The 15,039-nt window shown below is 72.2% G+C and carries 14 protein-coding genes; 3 read left to right on the top strand and 11 right to left on the bottom strand.

The features are described from left to right. Positions 1-13 precede the first annotated feature (13 nt). The 9 genes from rnc to rsmD form a co-directional block, all read right to left on the bottom strand. Complete coding sequence (gene rnc, locus ACIRSS_RS36745; RefSeq protein ID WP_400903443.1) at positions 14-763, bottom strand: ribonuclease III; 750 nt, start codon at positions 761-763, stop codon at positions 14-16. Between the two features lie 13 nt (positions 764-776). Continuing rightward, a complete protein-coding gene (rpmF, locus tag ACIRSS_RS36740; protein ID WP_003090635.1) occupies positions 777-959 on the bottom strand; it encodes a 50S ribosomal protein L32 in 183 nt (60 codons plus the stop codon). Positions 960-1,048: 89 nt separating this feature from the next. Continuing rightward, a complete protein-coding gene (locus ACIRSS_RS36735) occupies positions 1,049-1,636 on the bottom strand; it encodes a YceD family protein (RefSeq protein ID WP_400903441.1) in 588 nt (195 codons plus the stop codon). A 454-nt stretch (positions 1,637-2,090) separates the two neighbouring features. Further along, positions 2,091-2,819 (bottom strand): DivIVA domain-containing protein, encoded by a 729-nt coding sequence (locus tag ACIRSS_RS36730; protein ID WP_400903440.1) that lies wholly within the window; start codon positions 2,817-2,819, stop codon positions 2,091-2,093. 114 nt (positions 2,820-2,933) lie between these two features. Next, on the bottom strand, positions 2,934-3,737 hold the full coding sequence (locus ACIRSS_RS36725) for a hypothetical protein (protein ID WP_400903439.1): 804 nt from the start codon (positions 3,735-3,737) through the stop codon (positions 2,934-2,936). Further along, positions 3,737-4,246, bottom strand: coding sequence for a SigE family RNA polymerase sigma factor (locus ACIRSS_RS36720; RefSeq protein ID WP_400903437.1), 510 nt, complete (start codon positions 4,244-4,246; stop codon positions 3,737-3,739). The genes ACIRSS_RS36725 and ACIRSS_RS36720 overlap by 1 nt, the downstream gene beginning before the upstream one ends. Before the next feature lie 67 nt (positions 4,247-4,313). Continuing rightward, a complete protein-coding gene (locus ACIRSS_RS36715) occupies positions 4,314-5,015 on the bottom strand; it encodes a ribonuclease domain-containing protein (RefSeq protein WP_400903435.1) in 702 nt (233 codons plus the stop codon). A gap of 94 nt (positions 5,016-5,109) precedes the next feature. Then, positions 5,110-5,595 carry a pantetheine-phosphate adenylyltransferase gene (gene coaD, locus ACIRSS_RS36710; RefSeq protein WP_400903433.1) on the bottom strand — a complete coding sequence of 162 codons (486 nt, stop codon included), beginning with the start codon at positions 5,593-5,595 and terminating at the stop codon, positions 5,110-5,112. 43 nt (positions 5,596-5,638) lie between these two features. Continuing rightward, a complete protein-coding gene (gene rsmD, locus ACIRSS_RS36705; protein WP_400903431.1) occupies positions 5,639-6,199 on the bottom strand; it encodes a 16S rRNA (guanine(966)-N(2))-methyltransferase RsmD in 561 nt (186 codons plus the stop codon). A gap of 123 nt (positions 6,200-6,322) precedes the next feature. Between rsmD and ACIRSS_RS36700 the strand changes: the two genes are divergently transcribed. After that, positions 6,323-8,437 carry a HelD family protein gene (locus tag ACIRSS_RS36700; RefSeq protein WP_400903430.1) on the top strand — a complete coding sequence of 705 codons (2,115 nt, stop codon included), beginning with the start codon at positions 6,323-6,325 and terminating at the stop codon, positions 8,435-8,437. Between the two features lie 189 nt (positions 8,438-8,626). On the opposite strand, the gene ACIRSS_RS36695 is transcribed toward ACIRSS_RS36700, so the two are convergent. Together ACIRSS_RS36695 and ACIRSS_RS36690 are read right to left on the bottom strand one after the other, a co-directional pair. Further along, positions 8,627-12,388 carry a hypothetical protein gene (locus ACIRSS_RS36695; RefSeq protein ID WP_400903429.1) on the bottom strand — a complete coding sequence of 1,254 codons (3,762 nt, stop codon included), beginning with the start codon at positions 12,386-12,388 and terminating at the stop codon, positions 8,627-8,629. A 98-nt stretch (positions 12,389-12,486) separates the two neighbouring features. Then, entirely contained in the window at positions 12,487-12,699 is a 213-nt protein-coding gene (locus tag ACIRSS_RS36690) for a hypothetical protein (protein ID WP_400903427.1), read from the bottom strand. A gap of 189 nt (positions 12,700-12,888) precedes the next feature. Between ACIRSS_RS36690 and ACIRSS_RS36685 the strand changes: the two genes are divergently transcribed. Together ACIRSS_RS36685 and ACIRSS_RS36680 are read left to right on the top strand one after the other, a co-directional pair. Continuing rightward, positions 12,889-13,881, top strand: a complete 993-nt coding sequence (locus tag ACIRSS_RS36685) for an LLM class flavin-dependent oxidoreductase (protein ID WP_400903425.1) — start codon at positions 12,889-12,891, stop codon at positions 13,879-13,881. A gap of 362 nt (positions 13,882-14,243) precedes the next feature. Continuing rightward, a complete protein-coding gene (locus tag ACIRSS_RS36680; RefSeq protein ID WP_400903423.1) occupies positions 14,244-15,038 on the top strand; it encodes an MlaE family ABC transporter permease in 795 nt (264 codons plus the stop codon). The last annotated feature ends 1 nt before the right edge of the window (position 15,039 follow it).

Below are 15,039 nucleotides of genomic sequence, written 5' to 3'. Positions count from 1 at the left end.
AGGTTCCCGGTGATCAGGACTCCGTGTCGTCCTTCTTCTCGGCCTCGAGTTCGGCGGACAGCGAGCGCCACGCCGTCTCGGCGGCCTTCTGCTCGGCTTCCTTCTTCGTCGAGCCGGTGCCGTGCCCGAGGGGACGGCCGGCGACGAGCACCGTGGCCGTGAACTCCTTGCGGTGGTCCGGCCCGGTGTCCTCGACCTTGTACTCGGGCACGCCGAGACCGGCCGACGCCGTCAGCTCCTGCAGGCTCGTCTTCCAGTCGAGCCCGGCACCGCGCAGCGGCGCTTCGGCGAGCAGGCCGTCGAAGAGGTGGTGCACGAGCTTGCGCGCGATCTCGATGCCGTGCTCGAGGTAGACGGCACCGATGACGGCTTCGAGGCCGTCCGCGAGGATGCTCGCCTTGTCCCGGCCGCCGGTGAGCTCTTCGCCCTTGCCGAGCAGCAGGTGCGCCCCGAGCCCGCCCTCGCCCAGCCCGCGGGCGACCCGCGCCAGCGCGTGCATGTTGACGACGCTGGCGCGGAGCTTCGCGAGCTGACCTTCGGGCAGGTCGGGGTGCGTGGTGTAGAGGTGGTCGGTGACGACCAGGCCGAGCACCGCGTCACCGAGGAACTCGAGCCGCTCGTTCGGCGGCAGACCCCCGTTTTCGTACGCGTACGAACGGTGGGTCAGCGACAGCCGGAGCAGCTCGGGGTCGAGTGTGACCCCGAGCGCTTCGAGCAACGGCGCCGGATCGGCGGGTGGTCCCCCGGGCGTCTTGCCCCCCATGTCGGCTACCCGATCAGGCGGGCTCGACGACCTGGCGGCCGTTGTGCTGGCCGCACGACGGGCACGCGACGTGCTGGAGCTTCGGCTGCTTGCAGGCGCGGTTGGAGCAGGGCACCAGCTGCACCGGAGCCGCCTTCCACTGGCTGCGGCGGGAGCGCGTGTTGGATCGCGACATCTTCCGCTTCGGGACGGCCACGAGTAGATCTCCTTAAGACGGTCTGCTCGCGGTCGTGCGAGCGAACTTTCTCACCGGATCGAGCTGGGGCGCTCGTCAGGTTTGCTTCTTCAGCTGGGCCCAGGCTTTTCGCCCGCGTTCTCGTCGAAACGCTCGACCAGTGCGGCCCACCGAGGGTCTATCTTCTCATGCCCGTGTCCGGGCTCGAGATCGGCCCACTTGACGCCGCAGTCGATGCAGAGCCCGGCGCAGTCTTCGGTGCACAGCGGCGCCAGCGGGAGGGCCAGCACGATCGCGTCGCGCACGGTGGGCTCGAGGTCGATCCGGTCGTCGACCAGCCGGGGGATCTCGTCCTCGTCCGTGGTCTCCTCGGTGGCCGACCCCGGGTAGGCGAACAGCTCCTGGACCTCGACCTCGACCTCTTCGGTGATGGGGTCGAGGCACCGGGCGCAGGCGCCCTTCGCGATCGCCTTGGCGGTGCCGCTGACGAGGACGCCTTCGACGACGGACTCGAGCAGCAGGTCGAGTTCCAGCTCGGAGCCGGCTTCGATGGTGATGACATCGGGGACGCCGAGCGGCGTCTCCACCGGCACGCTGCGCGTGAGGGCGCGGCTGAGACCGGCGTGACGGCCGAGCTCACGGGTGTCGATCACCCACGGGCTGCGGTCGTCGAGCTGGGGGGTCTTGTTCTCGGACATCCAGTCCAGAGTACGCACCGGGTGCCACCTCTTTCGAGCTGGACCCTCGGGGGTGGCCCGGCTCTTTCCCGCCGCCGGGCAGCGAGGACCCGGCGATGGGCCGGCATGGGCGAGCACCCCGCAGAAGGCCGCGAACGGGCCATCCGGGACCTCCGAAGCCCCGAATGCGACATTCGCGACGCTCGAACCCGGCTGGGCAGCGACGACCGAACACGGCACGGCCCAGGTGGCGTGAACGGCTCCGCCACCTCACCGCACGCGGTGGACGGCTCTTTCCCGCCCTCGGGCGGCGCGGAGTCCGGAGGCGGGGCGACCCCCGCCACTCCCAGGGGGGCGTTCCCCGGTCCAGTCTATCGGCGCTGCCCGACGGAACGCCGGGAAAGCCGCCGCCGCGGGCCGGTTGTCCACAACCGGCCCGGCCTGGGGACAACCCCCGCTCAAGACGAGATTCGCGTCACACCTGGTAGTCGTACAGCGTCGGGCGGCCGCCCGAACCAGGCAGGTTCGCCGGCGACCTCAAGTGGTTGCGCCCCGAGTCGACCGTGCGCAGCGTCGTCGCCAGCAGCTCCGAGAACTCCGCCAGCTTCCCGTCCACGTACGCGTCGCAGTCCGCCCGCTGGCGGTCGGCCTCCGCGTGCGCCTCGTCGACGATGCGCGCCGACTCCGCGTGCGCCGCCTGGACGACCTCCGTCTGCGCGACCAGCCGGCCCTGCTCGGCGCGGCCGTCTTCGATCGCCCGGTCGTACGCGTCGCGGCCGGCCTGGATCATGCGCTCGGACTCCGCCCGGGAGCGGTCCGTGAGGTTCTGGTACTCCGCCTGACCCGCCGCCACCGTGCGGTCGGCCTGGTCGTGCGCGTCGGCGAGCATCTGCTCGGCCCGCGCCCGCGCGTCGGCCAGGATGCGCTCCGCCTCGTCCGTCGCCTCCGCGATCGCGCGCTCGGCCTCGGCGTTCGCCCCCGCGACCGTCTCCCCCGCCTCCTTGCGGGCGGCGTGGATCAGGTCGTCGCGCTTGTCGAGGACGTCTTGGGCGTCGTCGACCTCCGCGGGCAGCGCGTCGCGGACGTCGTCGAGGAGTTCGAGCACGTCGCCGCGGGGCACCACGCAGCTGGACGTCATCGGGACGCCGCGCGCCTCCTCGACGATGGTGACGAGCTCGTCGAGCGCCTCGAAAACCCGGTACACGGCAACTCCAATCCCCTGTCGCTGAGATCAGTCTGCCCGTTTTCCGCGCGGAACCGGTGAACGCCACCGGCACCGGGCGTGTCCCCCCGGACCACACCCGGTGCCGGCGTCCCCCTACTGGGCGACGAAGCCCGGATCGGTGACGAGCGCGATCAGCTGCCGGTCGTCGAGCACGAGCCCGTCCCCGGCGGGGGCGTCGATCGGCGGAGCGGGGATGCCCAGCTCGGCCGCCGTCATCGGGGGGACCCGCCCGAGGTCGCTGACGTCGACGGAGGTCCCGTCGACGCGGTAGTGGGCGGCCACGCGCCCGGCCACCGTGGTGGACGGCGGCCCGCCCGGCAGTCCCCCTCCGGAGACTTCCGAGATCACGACCGTGCTGCCGTCCGGCCGGGAGATCTTGTCGCAGCGCATCCGGCCGCCGGGCGGGCACGCCTGCGACACCGGCAGCGTGTTCCGCGTCACCGTGAGCTTCCCCAGGATCGCGAGGTTGAAGGCGTGTCCCTTCCCCTCGTGGTCGACGAAGGAGATGCTCGTGCTCATCTCGTCGGCGTGCAGCTCGCCACCCATGCTGTAGAAGCTGTCGATGACGATCTTGCGCGCGCCGGGGATCACGCCGGGCAGCACTTCCTTCAGGTGGGCCAGGTTCCGCCGCTCCAGCGGGGTCTGCGGCTGCTGCGGCGGCTTCACGACGATCTCGGGCGGCAGGTAGGTCGTCGCCGGGGGCGCGGGTGGCGGGGGCGACGGCCGCAGCGCCACCACCGCGGCGCCGGCGATCCCCAGCGTCACGACCACGGTCGCCACGGTCGCGCGGCGGGTGCGCTGCCGCTTCGCCGCCTTCGTCACGACGTCGTCGGGGTCGAACCCCAGGGGCGGCTCGGCGAACGACACTTCGCGCAGCCGCGTCTCCAGGTCGGTCATCACACGCTCCTCTCGGCGGCCTCGAGCCGCTTCAGCTCCGCGCGCAGGGCTTCGAGCCCGCGCGCGGTCTGGCTCCGGACGGTTCCTTCGGAGCAGCGCAGTGCCTTCGCGACCTCGGCGACCGGGAGGTCGGCGCAGTAGCGGAGCACGACGGCGGCGCGCTGCTTCGGCGGAACCCCGGCGAGGGCGCGGAGCAGGTCACCGGAGATGCCGGCGTCGGCGGCATCGGGCTGCGGCTCTTCGGGGACGACGCCGTCGCGACGCTCGTTGCGCCGCCAGGGTCGTCGCCGCTCGTCGAGCCAGCAGCGGAGCAGGACCTGTCTCGCGTAGTTGTCGACGGGCCCCGTCCGGGCGACCTTCGGCCAGACCCGGTGGAGCTTGATGAGCGCGACCTGGACCAGGTCTTCGGCCAGGTGCCAGTCGCCGCACAGGAGGAACGCCGTCCGCCGCAGCGGCAACGCCCGTTCCCTGGCGAACTCCCGGAACCCCGCCTCGTCCCCAGCCCGCATCGCGCCTCCCCGTCCGATGTTCCCCCGGTACTCACGGACGGGGAAGCGCGGCGCGTTGCACGGGAGCTCAGGAATTCAGGTCGATCCGCTTGAAGGTGGCGTAGTGGTCGGGCGTGTAGGCCAGTTCGCCCGCCTTGCCGGAGATCACGCGGTCGTTCGTGCCGACGGTGAAGAGCTTGTAGTAGCCCGACGCGCAGGCCGGGAGCACGCCTTCGCGGTTCTCGTACGTCGTGCTGCTGGAAGCTCCGCCGCGGACGTTGTCGACCACCGTGCGAGCGGCCGACGAGAGCTGCGAGTAGCCGATCTTGGTCAGGCCCGACAGGTCGCCGCAGGCGTGCGTTGTGCCGCCGCCGGAGATGTCGATGACCTTGAACGTCGCGTAGTGGTCGCCGGTGTAGAAGTACTCGCCGCCGCCGCCGGTCACGATGCGGCGCGTGCCGCGGTTGCTCGAGCCGGGCGTCGGCACCGTGTACTCGTGGTAGTAACCCGACGCGCAGGACGGGAGGACGCCTTCGCGGTTGTCGAAGACGACGCCGTCGTTCTGCGGGTACGGGAAGGGGCCGCCCTTCTGGATCAGGTTGTACGTCGTCGTCGCCTCGGCGGGCAGGGCCGGGAGCGTCGTGTGCGAGAACCCGGACAGGTTGCCGCACGCGTTCTGCGCGGCGACCGCGGGTGAATTCGTCACCGCTTCGGCAGCGGTGACCCCCATGGACAACGTGGCCAGGAGCGCGAAGAGGACCGCGACCAGGCGTGATCGATTGTTGGTCATTTTCGGACCGTAACTCGATCGGATGATCACCAGAAGGCGAGAACGTGAACTCGGGCGGCAGCGGCCGCAAGTCCCGACGAACGTAGGGGGCCGATCAGCGGCCGAGCTTCGGGAACTTCTCCGAGAGCCGCTCGTAGACCACCGCCGGGACCAGGTGCTCGATGTCGCCGCCGAGGGCCGCGACCTCCTTCACCAGTGAGCTGGACACGAACCCGTACGCCGGGTTGTTCGCCATCAGCAGCGTCTCGACGCCGGTCAGCTCGCGGTTCATCTGGGCCATCTGCAGCTCGTAGTCGAAGTCGCTGACCGAGCGCAGGCCCTTGGCGACCGCCGCGATGTCGTTCTCGCGGCAGTAGTCGACCAGCAGGCCCTCCCACGAGTCGACGCGCACGTTCGGCAGCTTCGAGGTGATCTCGCGCAGCATGTCCAGGCGCTCTTCGACCTCGAAGAGGCCCTTCTTGCTCTTGTTCACCCCCACCGCGACGACGACCTCGTCGAACAGCACGCTGGCCCGTTCGATGATGTCGAGGTGGCCGTTGGTGGCCGGATCGTAGGAACCGGGACAGACCGCACGCCGCATGGCGCGGACGCTACCGTGCCGCACCCGGTTTCCGCCGCGTGGCTCACGCCACAGGCGTGTATTCGGCCCAGAAGACCGCCGTGTCGCCGTACTTCTTCTCACGCGTGGGTTCGAAGCCCGCGGGCCACGCCGGCGCGCCGTCGCGGGCCGCGCGTTCGATGACCACCAGCGCCGACGGCCCCAGCCAGCCGCCCGCCGCCAGCGCCGTCAGCACCTTGCCCAGCGCGGCCGCGTCGACGGCGTACGGCGGGTCCGCCAGCACCAGGTCGAACGGAGAGGGCGCGGGCGCCCCGACGACCGCCTCGACCTGCCCGGCCCGGACGGTGCCACCCAGGCCGAGTGCCGCGACGTTGCCGCGCAGGACCTCCACCGCGCGCCGGTCGGCCTCCACGAACAGCGCGTCCGCCGCGCCGCGGGAGAGCGCTTCGAGGCCGAGCGCGCCGGAGCCCGCGTAGAGGTCGAGGACGTGGGCTCCGGCCACCTCGCCCGCCGTCTCCAGGGCGTTGAACAGGGCTTCCCGCACGCGCTCCGACGTCGGCCGGGTGCCCTTCGGCGGCACCTTCAGCCGCCGCCCGCCCGCCGTCCCGGCCACGATCCTGGTCACCCCCCGATTGTGCGGGGATGACACGGAGCACTGATGGCCGGGACATCGGTGTGCCCGCCGGAGCCAACGCGTAGAGTCGTTCTTCGCCCTCGGAGGCGATCCAGAGCTGTCAAGGAGCCATGCGTGTCGGAACCTCGGGTCAGACGGGCCGAGATCGCCATCGAACAAGCCCACGTCGATCGCGTGTACACCCGTCTGGACGAACTGCGCACCCAAGCCGAGGCGATGCGCACCAAGGGCTACGAGATCGGCCAGGGCGCGCAGCGCGAGGCGATCTTCGAGCAGGCGTCGATGCTGTTCGAGCGCGACATGATGGTCTACCACGCGAACCAGACGCTCCAGTCGCTCGACGCCGAGTACGAGGGGCTCGTCTTCGGCCGCCTCGACGACCGCGAAGGGGAACGCACCTACGTCGGCCGGCTCGGCATCCGCGACGCCGAGTTCGACAACCTCGTCACGGACTGGCGCGCGCCGGCCGCGGCCGCGTTCTACCAGGCCACCGCCGAAGAGCCGATGGACGTCGTGCGGCGGCGCGTGATCCGCTGCTCGGGCCAGAACGTCCTCGACGTCGACGACGACGTCCTGATCGCCGACGCCGTCCCCGAGGACATGCAGATCGTCGGCGAAGGCGCGCTGATGGCCGCGCTGGGGCGCTCGCGCGGCGAGAAGATGCGCGACATCGTCGCGACCATCCAGAAGGAGCAGGACGAGGTCATCCGGGCGCCGTGGCGCGGGGTCACCGAGATCACCGGCGGGCCGGGCACCGGCAAGACCGCCGTCGCCCTGCACCGCGCGGCCTACCTGCTCTACCGCTACCGCCGTCAGCTCGGCGGGGCCGGCGTCCTGGTCATCGGGCCGTCGGGCGTGTTCACCAGCTACATCTCGCGCGTCCTCCCCTCGATGGGGGAGACGAACGTCGAGCTGCGCGCGCTCGGCGAGGTCCTCGACGGCCTGGAGGCGACCCGGCAGGACGCGGCGCCGCTGGCCGCCATCAAGGGGTCGCTGCGGATGCGCAAGATCCTGCTGCGGGCCCTGCGGGACACCCCGCCGGAGGCGCCGGAGGAGATGCGGATCGTCTACCGCGGCGAGGTCCTGAAGCTGAACGCGCGCGAGCTGGAGAAGGTGCGCCGCAAGGCCCACACGCAGGGGGCGCCGCCGAACCGGTCGCGGATCCGGGCGGCGGAGCTGCTGCTCGACGCGCTGGCGGCGAAGGCCGAGGAGTACGCGAAGGCTGACGGCAAGCAGCTCGACCGCGCCGAGCTGATCACCGACCTCGGCGAGCGGATCGACTTCCACCGGTTCCTGGTCGTGTGGTGGCCGGTGCTGTACCCGGCGCAGATCCTCAAGTGGCTCGGCGAGGAGAAGCGGCTGGCGTCGGTGGCGAAGGGCGTCCTGAACCGGCAAGAGATCTCGCTGCTGGCGGCGGACCTGGCGGACCGCTCGCGGGGCTGGTCGATCGCGGACGTCGCGCTGCTCGACGAGCTGCGCGTGCTGATCGGGCCGCCGCCGAAGCGGAAGCGGCGCCAGATGATCGAGGTCGAGCCGGAGCGCTCCGGCGGGGCGCCGACGCGGCCGGAGCACTACGACGAGTACTCGCATGTCGTCGTCGACGAGTCGCAGGACCTTTCGCCGATGCAGTGGCGGATGGTCGGGCGGCGCGGCAAGTACGCGAGCTGGACGGTGGTCGGCGACCCCGTGCAGAGCTCGTGGCCGGACCCGGCGGAGGCGGCCCAGGCGCGCGACCAGGCGTTCGGCGTGAAGACGGCCCGGCGGCGGTTCACGCTGCGGACGAACTACCGGAACTCGGCGGAGATCTTCGACCTCGCGGCGAAGGTGGTCGCGGGCCACGCGGAGGCGGGCGAGCTGCCGGTGGCGGTGCGCAAGACGGGCGTCGAGCCGGAGGTCCGCCCGGTCGAGGCGGCCGGCCTGGCGGCCGCGACGCAGGCGGCGGTGAAGGAGCTGCTCGGCGCGGTCGAGGGCACGGTCGGCGTCATCACGGCGATGGACCGGGTACCGGAGGTCGCGGGCTGGGTCTCGGGGCACGCGGACGAGCGGCTCAAGGTCGTCGGCAGCCTGGACTCGAAGGGCCTGGAGTACGACGCGGTGGTGCTCGTGGAGCCGAACGACTTGATCGTCGAGTCGACGACCGGCCGGCGGGTGCTGTACGTGGCGCTGACCCGGGCGACGCAGCAGCTGATCGTGCTGGCCTCGAACCCCGACTGGATCCCGGCCGCCTGACCGACCCCGGACACGCTGAAGGGCTCCTTCGAGGGGCGGGATGCGGGGGCTCCCGTGCCCTTGAAGGAGCCCTTCAGACCCCCGGTGAAGAAACGTCTCGCGGACGGACGCCGTCCGAGGGCATGTCTAGTGGACAAAAGTTGTTCGGTGTCCGCGCGCCGGCACCGAACAACAACGCCGAACAACTCGTTATGAACACGGCGGGGCGTAGTCGATGCCCGGCAGGCTCGCCGACCACTCCGCTTCGGTGATCCGGGGCGCCGCGACGGCGCAGATCCGGTCGGCCGCCCGGTCAGGATCGGTCTCCGAGAACCGTACCTTCCCGTCCGCGACCGCGCCCGCCAGCGTGTGGCCGTCCGGCGCGAACCGGACGGCGTAGACCCGGTCCGCTTCCTCGGGCAGGGTCGCGTACGGCTCGGCGCGGGCGACGTCCCACAGCCGGATCGTGCGGTCGTAGCTGCCGGACGCCAGCACCCGGCCGTCGCCGCTGAACGAAACGCCCATGACGATGTCGGTGTGCCCGGCGAGGACGGCTGACACCCGCGCGGCGGCGGGGTCCGCGACCGACCACAGGCGCACGACGCGGTCGGCGCCCGCGGTCGCCAGCGTGCGGCCGTCCGGGCTGAACGCGACCGAGAAGATCGTGTCGGTGTGCCCTTCGAGCTTGGCGAGGGACCGCGGCGCCCGGGGCGACGAGACGTCCCAGAGCCGCGCGGTGTGGTCCCAGCTGCCGCTGGCCAGCGTCCGGCCGTCGGGGCTGAAGGCGAGCGTGTGGACGTCGTCGTCGTGCCCCTGCAGCTTCGCGATCTCCACGGGGTGCAGGCGGTCGGCGAGGTCCCAGAGCCGGACGGTGTGGCCGTCGCCCGCCGTCGCGAGGACCTTGCCGTCCGGGCTGAACGCGACCGCGTCGATCTCGTCGCGCGGCCGGGAGAACACCGTCGGCGGCCCGGGGTGGGCCGGGTCGGTGATGTCCCGCAGCGTCATCGTGTGGTCCCAGCTGCCGGTGGCCAGCGTGCGGCCGTCCGGGCTGATCGCGACGCCGCAGACCGCGTCGCCGAAGCCGCCGATCGTGGCGACCGTCCGGGGCGCGCCCGGGTCGGCGAGGTCGTGCAGCCGCACCACCTGGTCGTAGCCGCCGGTCGCGAGCACCCCGCGGCCGAACGCTTCGTGGCAGGCCCGCGCCGTGTGGGCGGGCAGGGCCGGGCCGGGCAGGTCCCAGAGCCGGGCGGACTGGTCGTCGCTGGCCGTGGCGAGCGTGCGCCCGTCGCGGCTGAACACCACCGACCCGACGGCGCCGATGTGCCCGGGCAGGGACTGCAGCTCGCGCGGCTGCCGCGGATCGGCGACGTCCCACAGCCGCGCGGTCCGGTCGAAGCCGGTCGTGGCCAGGGTGTGCCCGTCGGGCCCGAACGCGACCGACCGGACGATCGCCTTGTGCGCGCTGAGCGACGCCAGCTGCGCCGGCGCGGCGGGATCGGTGACGTCCCACAGGCGCGCGGTCTGGTCGGCGCTCGCCGTGGCGAGGGTGTGCCCGTCGCGGCTGAAGGCGACGGAGTGCACGACGTCGGTGTGCCCGGCCGCGACGCCGAGCGGGCGCCGCCCGGCCACGTCCCAGAGGCGGGCGGTCTTGTCGGCCGACGCCGAGGCGAGCAGCCGCCCGTCCGGGCTGAACGCGAGGTTGTTGACGTAGGACGTGTGCCCGGTCAGCTCCCCCGCCGGCCGCGGGTGGCGGGGGTCGGTGGTGTCGTACAGCCGGAGCGCGCCGGTGACGTCGCCGGTCACCAGCAGCGGCGCGACCGGGCTGAAGGCGACCGCGTAGGACTTGCCTTCGTGCTGCTCGACGATCATCCCCGGACCCGGCCGGGCCGGGTCGCCGACGTCCCAGACCCGGGCGGTGCCGTCGAACCCGGCAGTGGCGACCGTCCGGCCGTCGGCGCTGAAGGCGACGTTGTTGACGTTGCCGGTGTGGCCGGTCAGCACGCCCAGCGGCACCGGGTGGTGCGGGTCGTGGACGTCCCACAGGCGCGCGGTGCCGTCCCAGCTCGCGGTCGCGAGGACGCGGCCGTCCGGGCGCAGCGCGACGGTGTTGACCCGGCCGGTGTGCCCGGTCACGCGGGTCGAATACGGCGTCGCGAACACCCCGAGCACGCTGCTGCGCGCTTCGGCGCTCGGGTCGAGGCGGTACGCGGCGAGCGCGAGCTGCGCGGCCAGCGCGGGGTTGGTGGCGCGCATGGCCAGCGCCTGCCCGGCGACCTTCTGCGCGAGCGCGCTGTTGCGCTGGTCGGTCGCCGTGCTCTGCGCGTGCACGGCGAACGCGGTGGCCGCGACCGCGACCACCAGCAGCACGGCGAGCAGCGCGACGAGCTGCCGCAACCGCCGGGTGCGCCGGCGGTCGCGCTCCTTTTCGGCGTGCTCGGCCGCGAGACTGGCGTCGAGGAACCGCCGTTCCCGCTGGGAAAGCGCGGTGTCCTGGCGCGCGGCCCACTCCCGCGCGACGGCCAGCCGGGTGCCGCGGTGGAGCCAGCCGGAGTCCTCGCCGACGGCTTCCCAGGCGTCGGTCGCCTCGGTGAGCTGGCGGTGCACGCGCAGGCCTTCGCGGTCTTCGGTGAGCCATTCGCGCAGCCGCGGCCAGCCGCGGATGAGGGCCTCGTGCGTGATCTCGATGCCGGTGTCGTCGAGGGTGACCAGGCGCGCGGCGGCGAGGCCGTCGAGCACGACGGCGGTGTCCTCGTCGTCGGTGTCGAGCTCGCCGCGGCCGATCCGGCGCTTGGTGTCTTCGGTGCCTTCGCCGAGCGCGGTCATCCGGAGGAAGACCTGCCGGGCCAGCCGCTGCTGGCGCGGCGAGAACCGCGCGAAAGTGCTTTCCGACGTCTGCGCGATGGCCCGCTCGATGCCGCCGGTGGACTCGTACCCGGCCAGGGTGAGCGTGGTGCCGCGCCGGCGTCGCCACGTTTCGAGGAGGGCGTGCGAGAGCAGCGGCAGCACGCCCGGGCGGCCGGTCGCGTCCGCGACGAGCTGCGAGACGAGCGCCGTTTCGACGCGGTACCCGGCGTCGACGGCGGGCCGCGAGATCGCCTGCCGGAGCTCCTCGGTGGTCATCGGGCCGACGAGGACCTGCGCGTCCTGCATGGCTTCGGCGAGGTCCGCGTGCCGCGCGCAGTGGGTGTAGAAGTCGGTGCGGATACCGAGGACGACCCGGGTCCGGCTGCCGGGCTCGGTGGTCGCGGTGACGAGCGCGTCGAGGAACCGCGCGCGTTCCCGCTCGTCCTGGCACAGCGTGAAGACCTCTTCGAACTGGTCCACGACCAGGACGACGTCGGTGTCGTCCACTTCGGCGAGCTGGCGGGCGGCGAGGCCGAGGTTGCGCGGGTGCGCGGCGAAGTCGTCGAGCAGCGCGCCGGGCGCGAGGCCCAGCGCGGCGGCGAACTTCACGGCGCACTCCTGCAGCGGCCGGGCGCCCGGGGTCAGCAGGATGACCGGGTCCTTCACCGAGGGCAGCAGACCCGCCCGCAGCAGCGACGACTTCCCGGAACCGGAGGCGCCGAGAACGGCGAGAAAACGCTGTCCCGAAAGCCGGGCGACGAGCTTTTCGACCAGCCGTTCGCGGCCGAAGAACCGGCTCGCGTCGGCGGGGGTGAATGCGGCCAGCCCGACGTACGGCGGCTTTTCCCCGGTTTCCGGCTCGGGCGCGGCGGCCTCGTCCGGCCGCGTGCCGTCGGCGACGGCGTGCCAGCGCTCTTCCCATTCACCGGGCACCCCGCCGCAGGCCCGGACGTAGGCGAGGGTCACGGCGAGGCTGGGGAGCTTCCGCCCGCCGGCGGCCTCCGAAAGCGTCCCGGCCGAATAGTGCGCGCGCCGGCCGAGCTCGCGGTACGTCGGATTCCCGGCGCTTTCCCGCAACCGCCGCAGATCGGCGGCGAATCCGGTCAGCGGGTCGTCCCCGGGATCCAAGGGTCGCTCCGGACGCGGCACCCCGTCCTCCCTGTTCCGGTTTCCGTCCCACGGTATCGGCTCCCGCGCCGGACCGGGCCCGTTCGGCGAAACCCCGTTCAGCCGGCTCCGGCGAGGACCCGCGCGCCCGCCGGGCGGCCACCAGCGGAAGCCGAGCCCTTCTTCGCCCGGGCTGAGCCGGGGCGCGGCGCCGAGATCGGTGCGGTGGACGGCGAGCAGCTCCCGGCGCGCGGGCCGGGGTGCTGCCGCCGCCGGTCGAACATCATCAGGACGACGCCGGCGTGGACGGTCACGACCAGGGAGGCGGGCACCGGGACCGCCGCGGCCGGCCGCGTGAGATCCTTTCGACGACCTGGCGCACGGCCGGCAGGAGGTTGCCCGCACGGTCGGCAAGGGGAAGCTCGGCCACACGTCATCTTCCCCGGTTCGTGAAGGCCGTCACAGCCGTCACAGCGCAGGAGCCGGGAAGCAATCGCGGCACCGGGGCGTTGGACCCGGTTGTGAGCTCACTGCCTGATGTGCCGCTGTCCGTGCTCGACCTGTCCCCCGTTTCCGAGGGGAACACCGTCGGCGAGACGCTGCGCAACACCCTGGACCTCGCCCGGCACGCGGAACGGCTGGGCTTCACCCGCTACTGGCTCGCCGAGCACCACAACATGCCCGGCATCGCCAGCTCGGCGACGGCCGTGCTGATCGGGCACGTCGCCGACGCGACCGAGCGGATCCGCGTCGGCTCGGGCGGGATCATGCTGCCCAACCACGCGCCGCTGGTCGTCGCCGAGCAGTTCGGCACCCTGGAGGCGTTCCACCCGGGCCGCATCGACCTCGGTATCGGCCGCGCGCCGGGCACCGACCAGCGGACGGCGCTGGCGTTGCGCGGCCCCGGCGGGCTGTCCGCGGACAACTTCCCGGAGCACCTGCAGGAGCTGATCGGCTACTTCACCCATTCGGAGGCCCGCGGCGTCAACGCGGTGGTCGCCGAGGGCAACCAGCCGCCGGTCTGGCTGCTCGGCTCGAGCGGCTTCAGCGCGCAGCTCGCCGGGCGGCTGGGGCTGCCGTTCTCGTTCGCCCACCACTTCGCGGCCGAGAACACGATCCCGGCGGTGCAGCTGTACCGCGAGAACTTCCGGCCGGGCGTGCTCGAAGAGCCGTACGTGATGCTCGGGGTGTCGGTCGTCGCGGCCGAGACGGACGAGCGCGCGCAGTTCCTGGCCGGGCCGTCCGGGCTGACGTTCCTGAGCCTGCGCCGGGGCCGCCCGATCGCGCTGCCGACGCCGGAGGAGGCGGCCGAGTACCCGTACACGGAGATCGACCGCGCGTTCCTGGCCGACCGCTTCGGCTCGAGCATCATCGGCTCGCCGGAGACGGTCCACAAGGGACTGGAGCAGCTGCTCGCCGACACGGGCGCGAACGAGCTGATGGTCACGACCATGGTGCACGGGCACGCCGACCGGGTGCGGTCCTACGAGCTGCTGGCCGGCCTCAAGTCCTGAAGGACGCCGAAGGGCACCTCCGCGCGCTGGAGGTGCCCTTCGGCGCGTCCGGTGTTACAAAGGTACCCTTCCCCCGATTCCGACAGCCGGGTCGGTATTTTCTTTTCCTTCTTTGACAACAAGATCCGGTCCGTTTGTCAGTGCCGGACAAGAAATGCGCGGTTACCAGCCCGTGACCGCGTGATCCCGCTCAAGTTCTTGTCTCCCAGCAGGGCCGTCGTTAGCGTACCGACCAGTAGGAAACGGCACGGTGTCCCCCGAGACCGTGAATGGCCGACCATTGTTACCCCGTTCGGACCATTTCCCCTTGCTCATCTCGGGTGTATTCGGCGTGCCGCCGAAACCGCTGGGGAGGCACACGAATGGCCGAACGGACGACGACGGCGTCGTTCCCCGGGGCCGCCGCGCTGCGGCAGACCGGGCGGCTCTACGGGCTCGGCCTGGACGTCGTCCGGCTGACGTTCCGGCGCCCGTTCCAGCTGCGTGAGCTGATCCAGCAGTTCTGGTTCATCGCGAGCGTCTCGATCCTGCCGACCGCCCTGGTCTCCATCCCGTTCGGCGCGGTCATCGCGCTGCACATCGGATCGCTGACCACGCAGATCGGCGCGCAGTCCTTCACCGGTGCCGCCAGCGTCCTCGCCATCATCCAGCAGGCCAGCCCGATCGTCACCGCGCTGCTCATCGCCGGCGCGGGCGGCAGCGCGATGTGCGCCGATCTCGGGTCTCGCACCATCCGCGAAGAGATCGACGCCATGGAGGTCCTCGGCGTCTCGCCCGTCCAGCGGCTGATCGTGCCGCGGGTGCTCGCCGCGATGGGGGTCGCCGTCTTCCTCAACGGCATGGTCAGCGTCGTCGGCGTGCTCGGCGGCTACTTCTTCAACGTGATCATGCAGCACGGGACACCGGGTGCGTACCTGGCGAGCTTCTCCGCGCTGGCCCAGCTGCCCGACCTGTGGATCAGCGAGATCAAGGCGGTCATCTTCGGGTTCGTCGCCGGGGTCGTGGCCGCCTACCGCGGGCTGAACCCCAAGGGCGGGCCGAAGGGCGTCGGCGACGCCGTCAACCAGTCCGTGGTCATCACGTTCCTGCTGCTGTTCGTGCTGAACCTGGTGCTCACCACCGTCTACCTGCAACTCGTGCCGCCCAAGGGGAGCTGAT

Source organism: Amycolatopsis sp. NPDC101161 (assembly GCF_044768185.1).
Taxonomy (GTDB): Bacteria; Actinomycetota; Actinomycetes; order Mycobacteriales; family Pseudonocardiaceae; genus Amycolatopsis.
Note: the sequence above shows the minus strand (reverse complement) of the source record. Positions and strands in the feature narration are given on the sequence as shown.

Excerpts from the sequence above, each read along its gene's own strand:
- rnc (WP_400903443.1), bottom strand. The coding sequence starts at position 763 with ATGGGGGGCAAGACGCCCGGGGGACCACCCGCCGATCCGGCGCCGTTG.
- ACIRSS_RS36735 (WP_400903441.1), bottom strand. The coding sequence starts at position 1,636 with ATGTCCGAGAACAAGACCCCCCAGCTCGACGACCGCAGCCCGTGGGTG.
- ACIRSS_RS36725 (WP_400903439.1), bottom strand. The coding sequence starts at position 3,737 with ATGACCGACCTGGAGACGCGGCTGCGCGAAGTGTCGTTCGCCGAGCCG.
- ACIRSS_RS36720 (WP_400903437.1), bottom strand. The coding sequence starts at position 4,246 with ATGCGGGCTGGGGACGAGGCGGGGTTCCGGGAGTTCGCCAGGGAACGG.
- ACIRSS_RS36715 (WP_400903435.1), bottom strand. The coding sequence starts at position 5,015 with ATGACCAACAATCGATCACGCCTGGTCGCGGTCCTCTTCGCGCTCCTG.
- coaD (WP_400903433.1), bottom strand. The coding sequence starts at position 5,595 with ATGCGGCGTGCGGTCTGTCCCGGTTCCTACGATCCGGCCACCAACGGC.
- ACIRSS_RS36680 (WP_400903423.1), top strand. The coding sequence starts at position 14,244 with ATGGCCGAACGGACGACGACGGCGTCGTTCCCCGGGGCCGCCGCGCTG.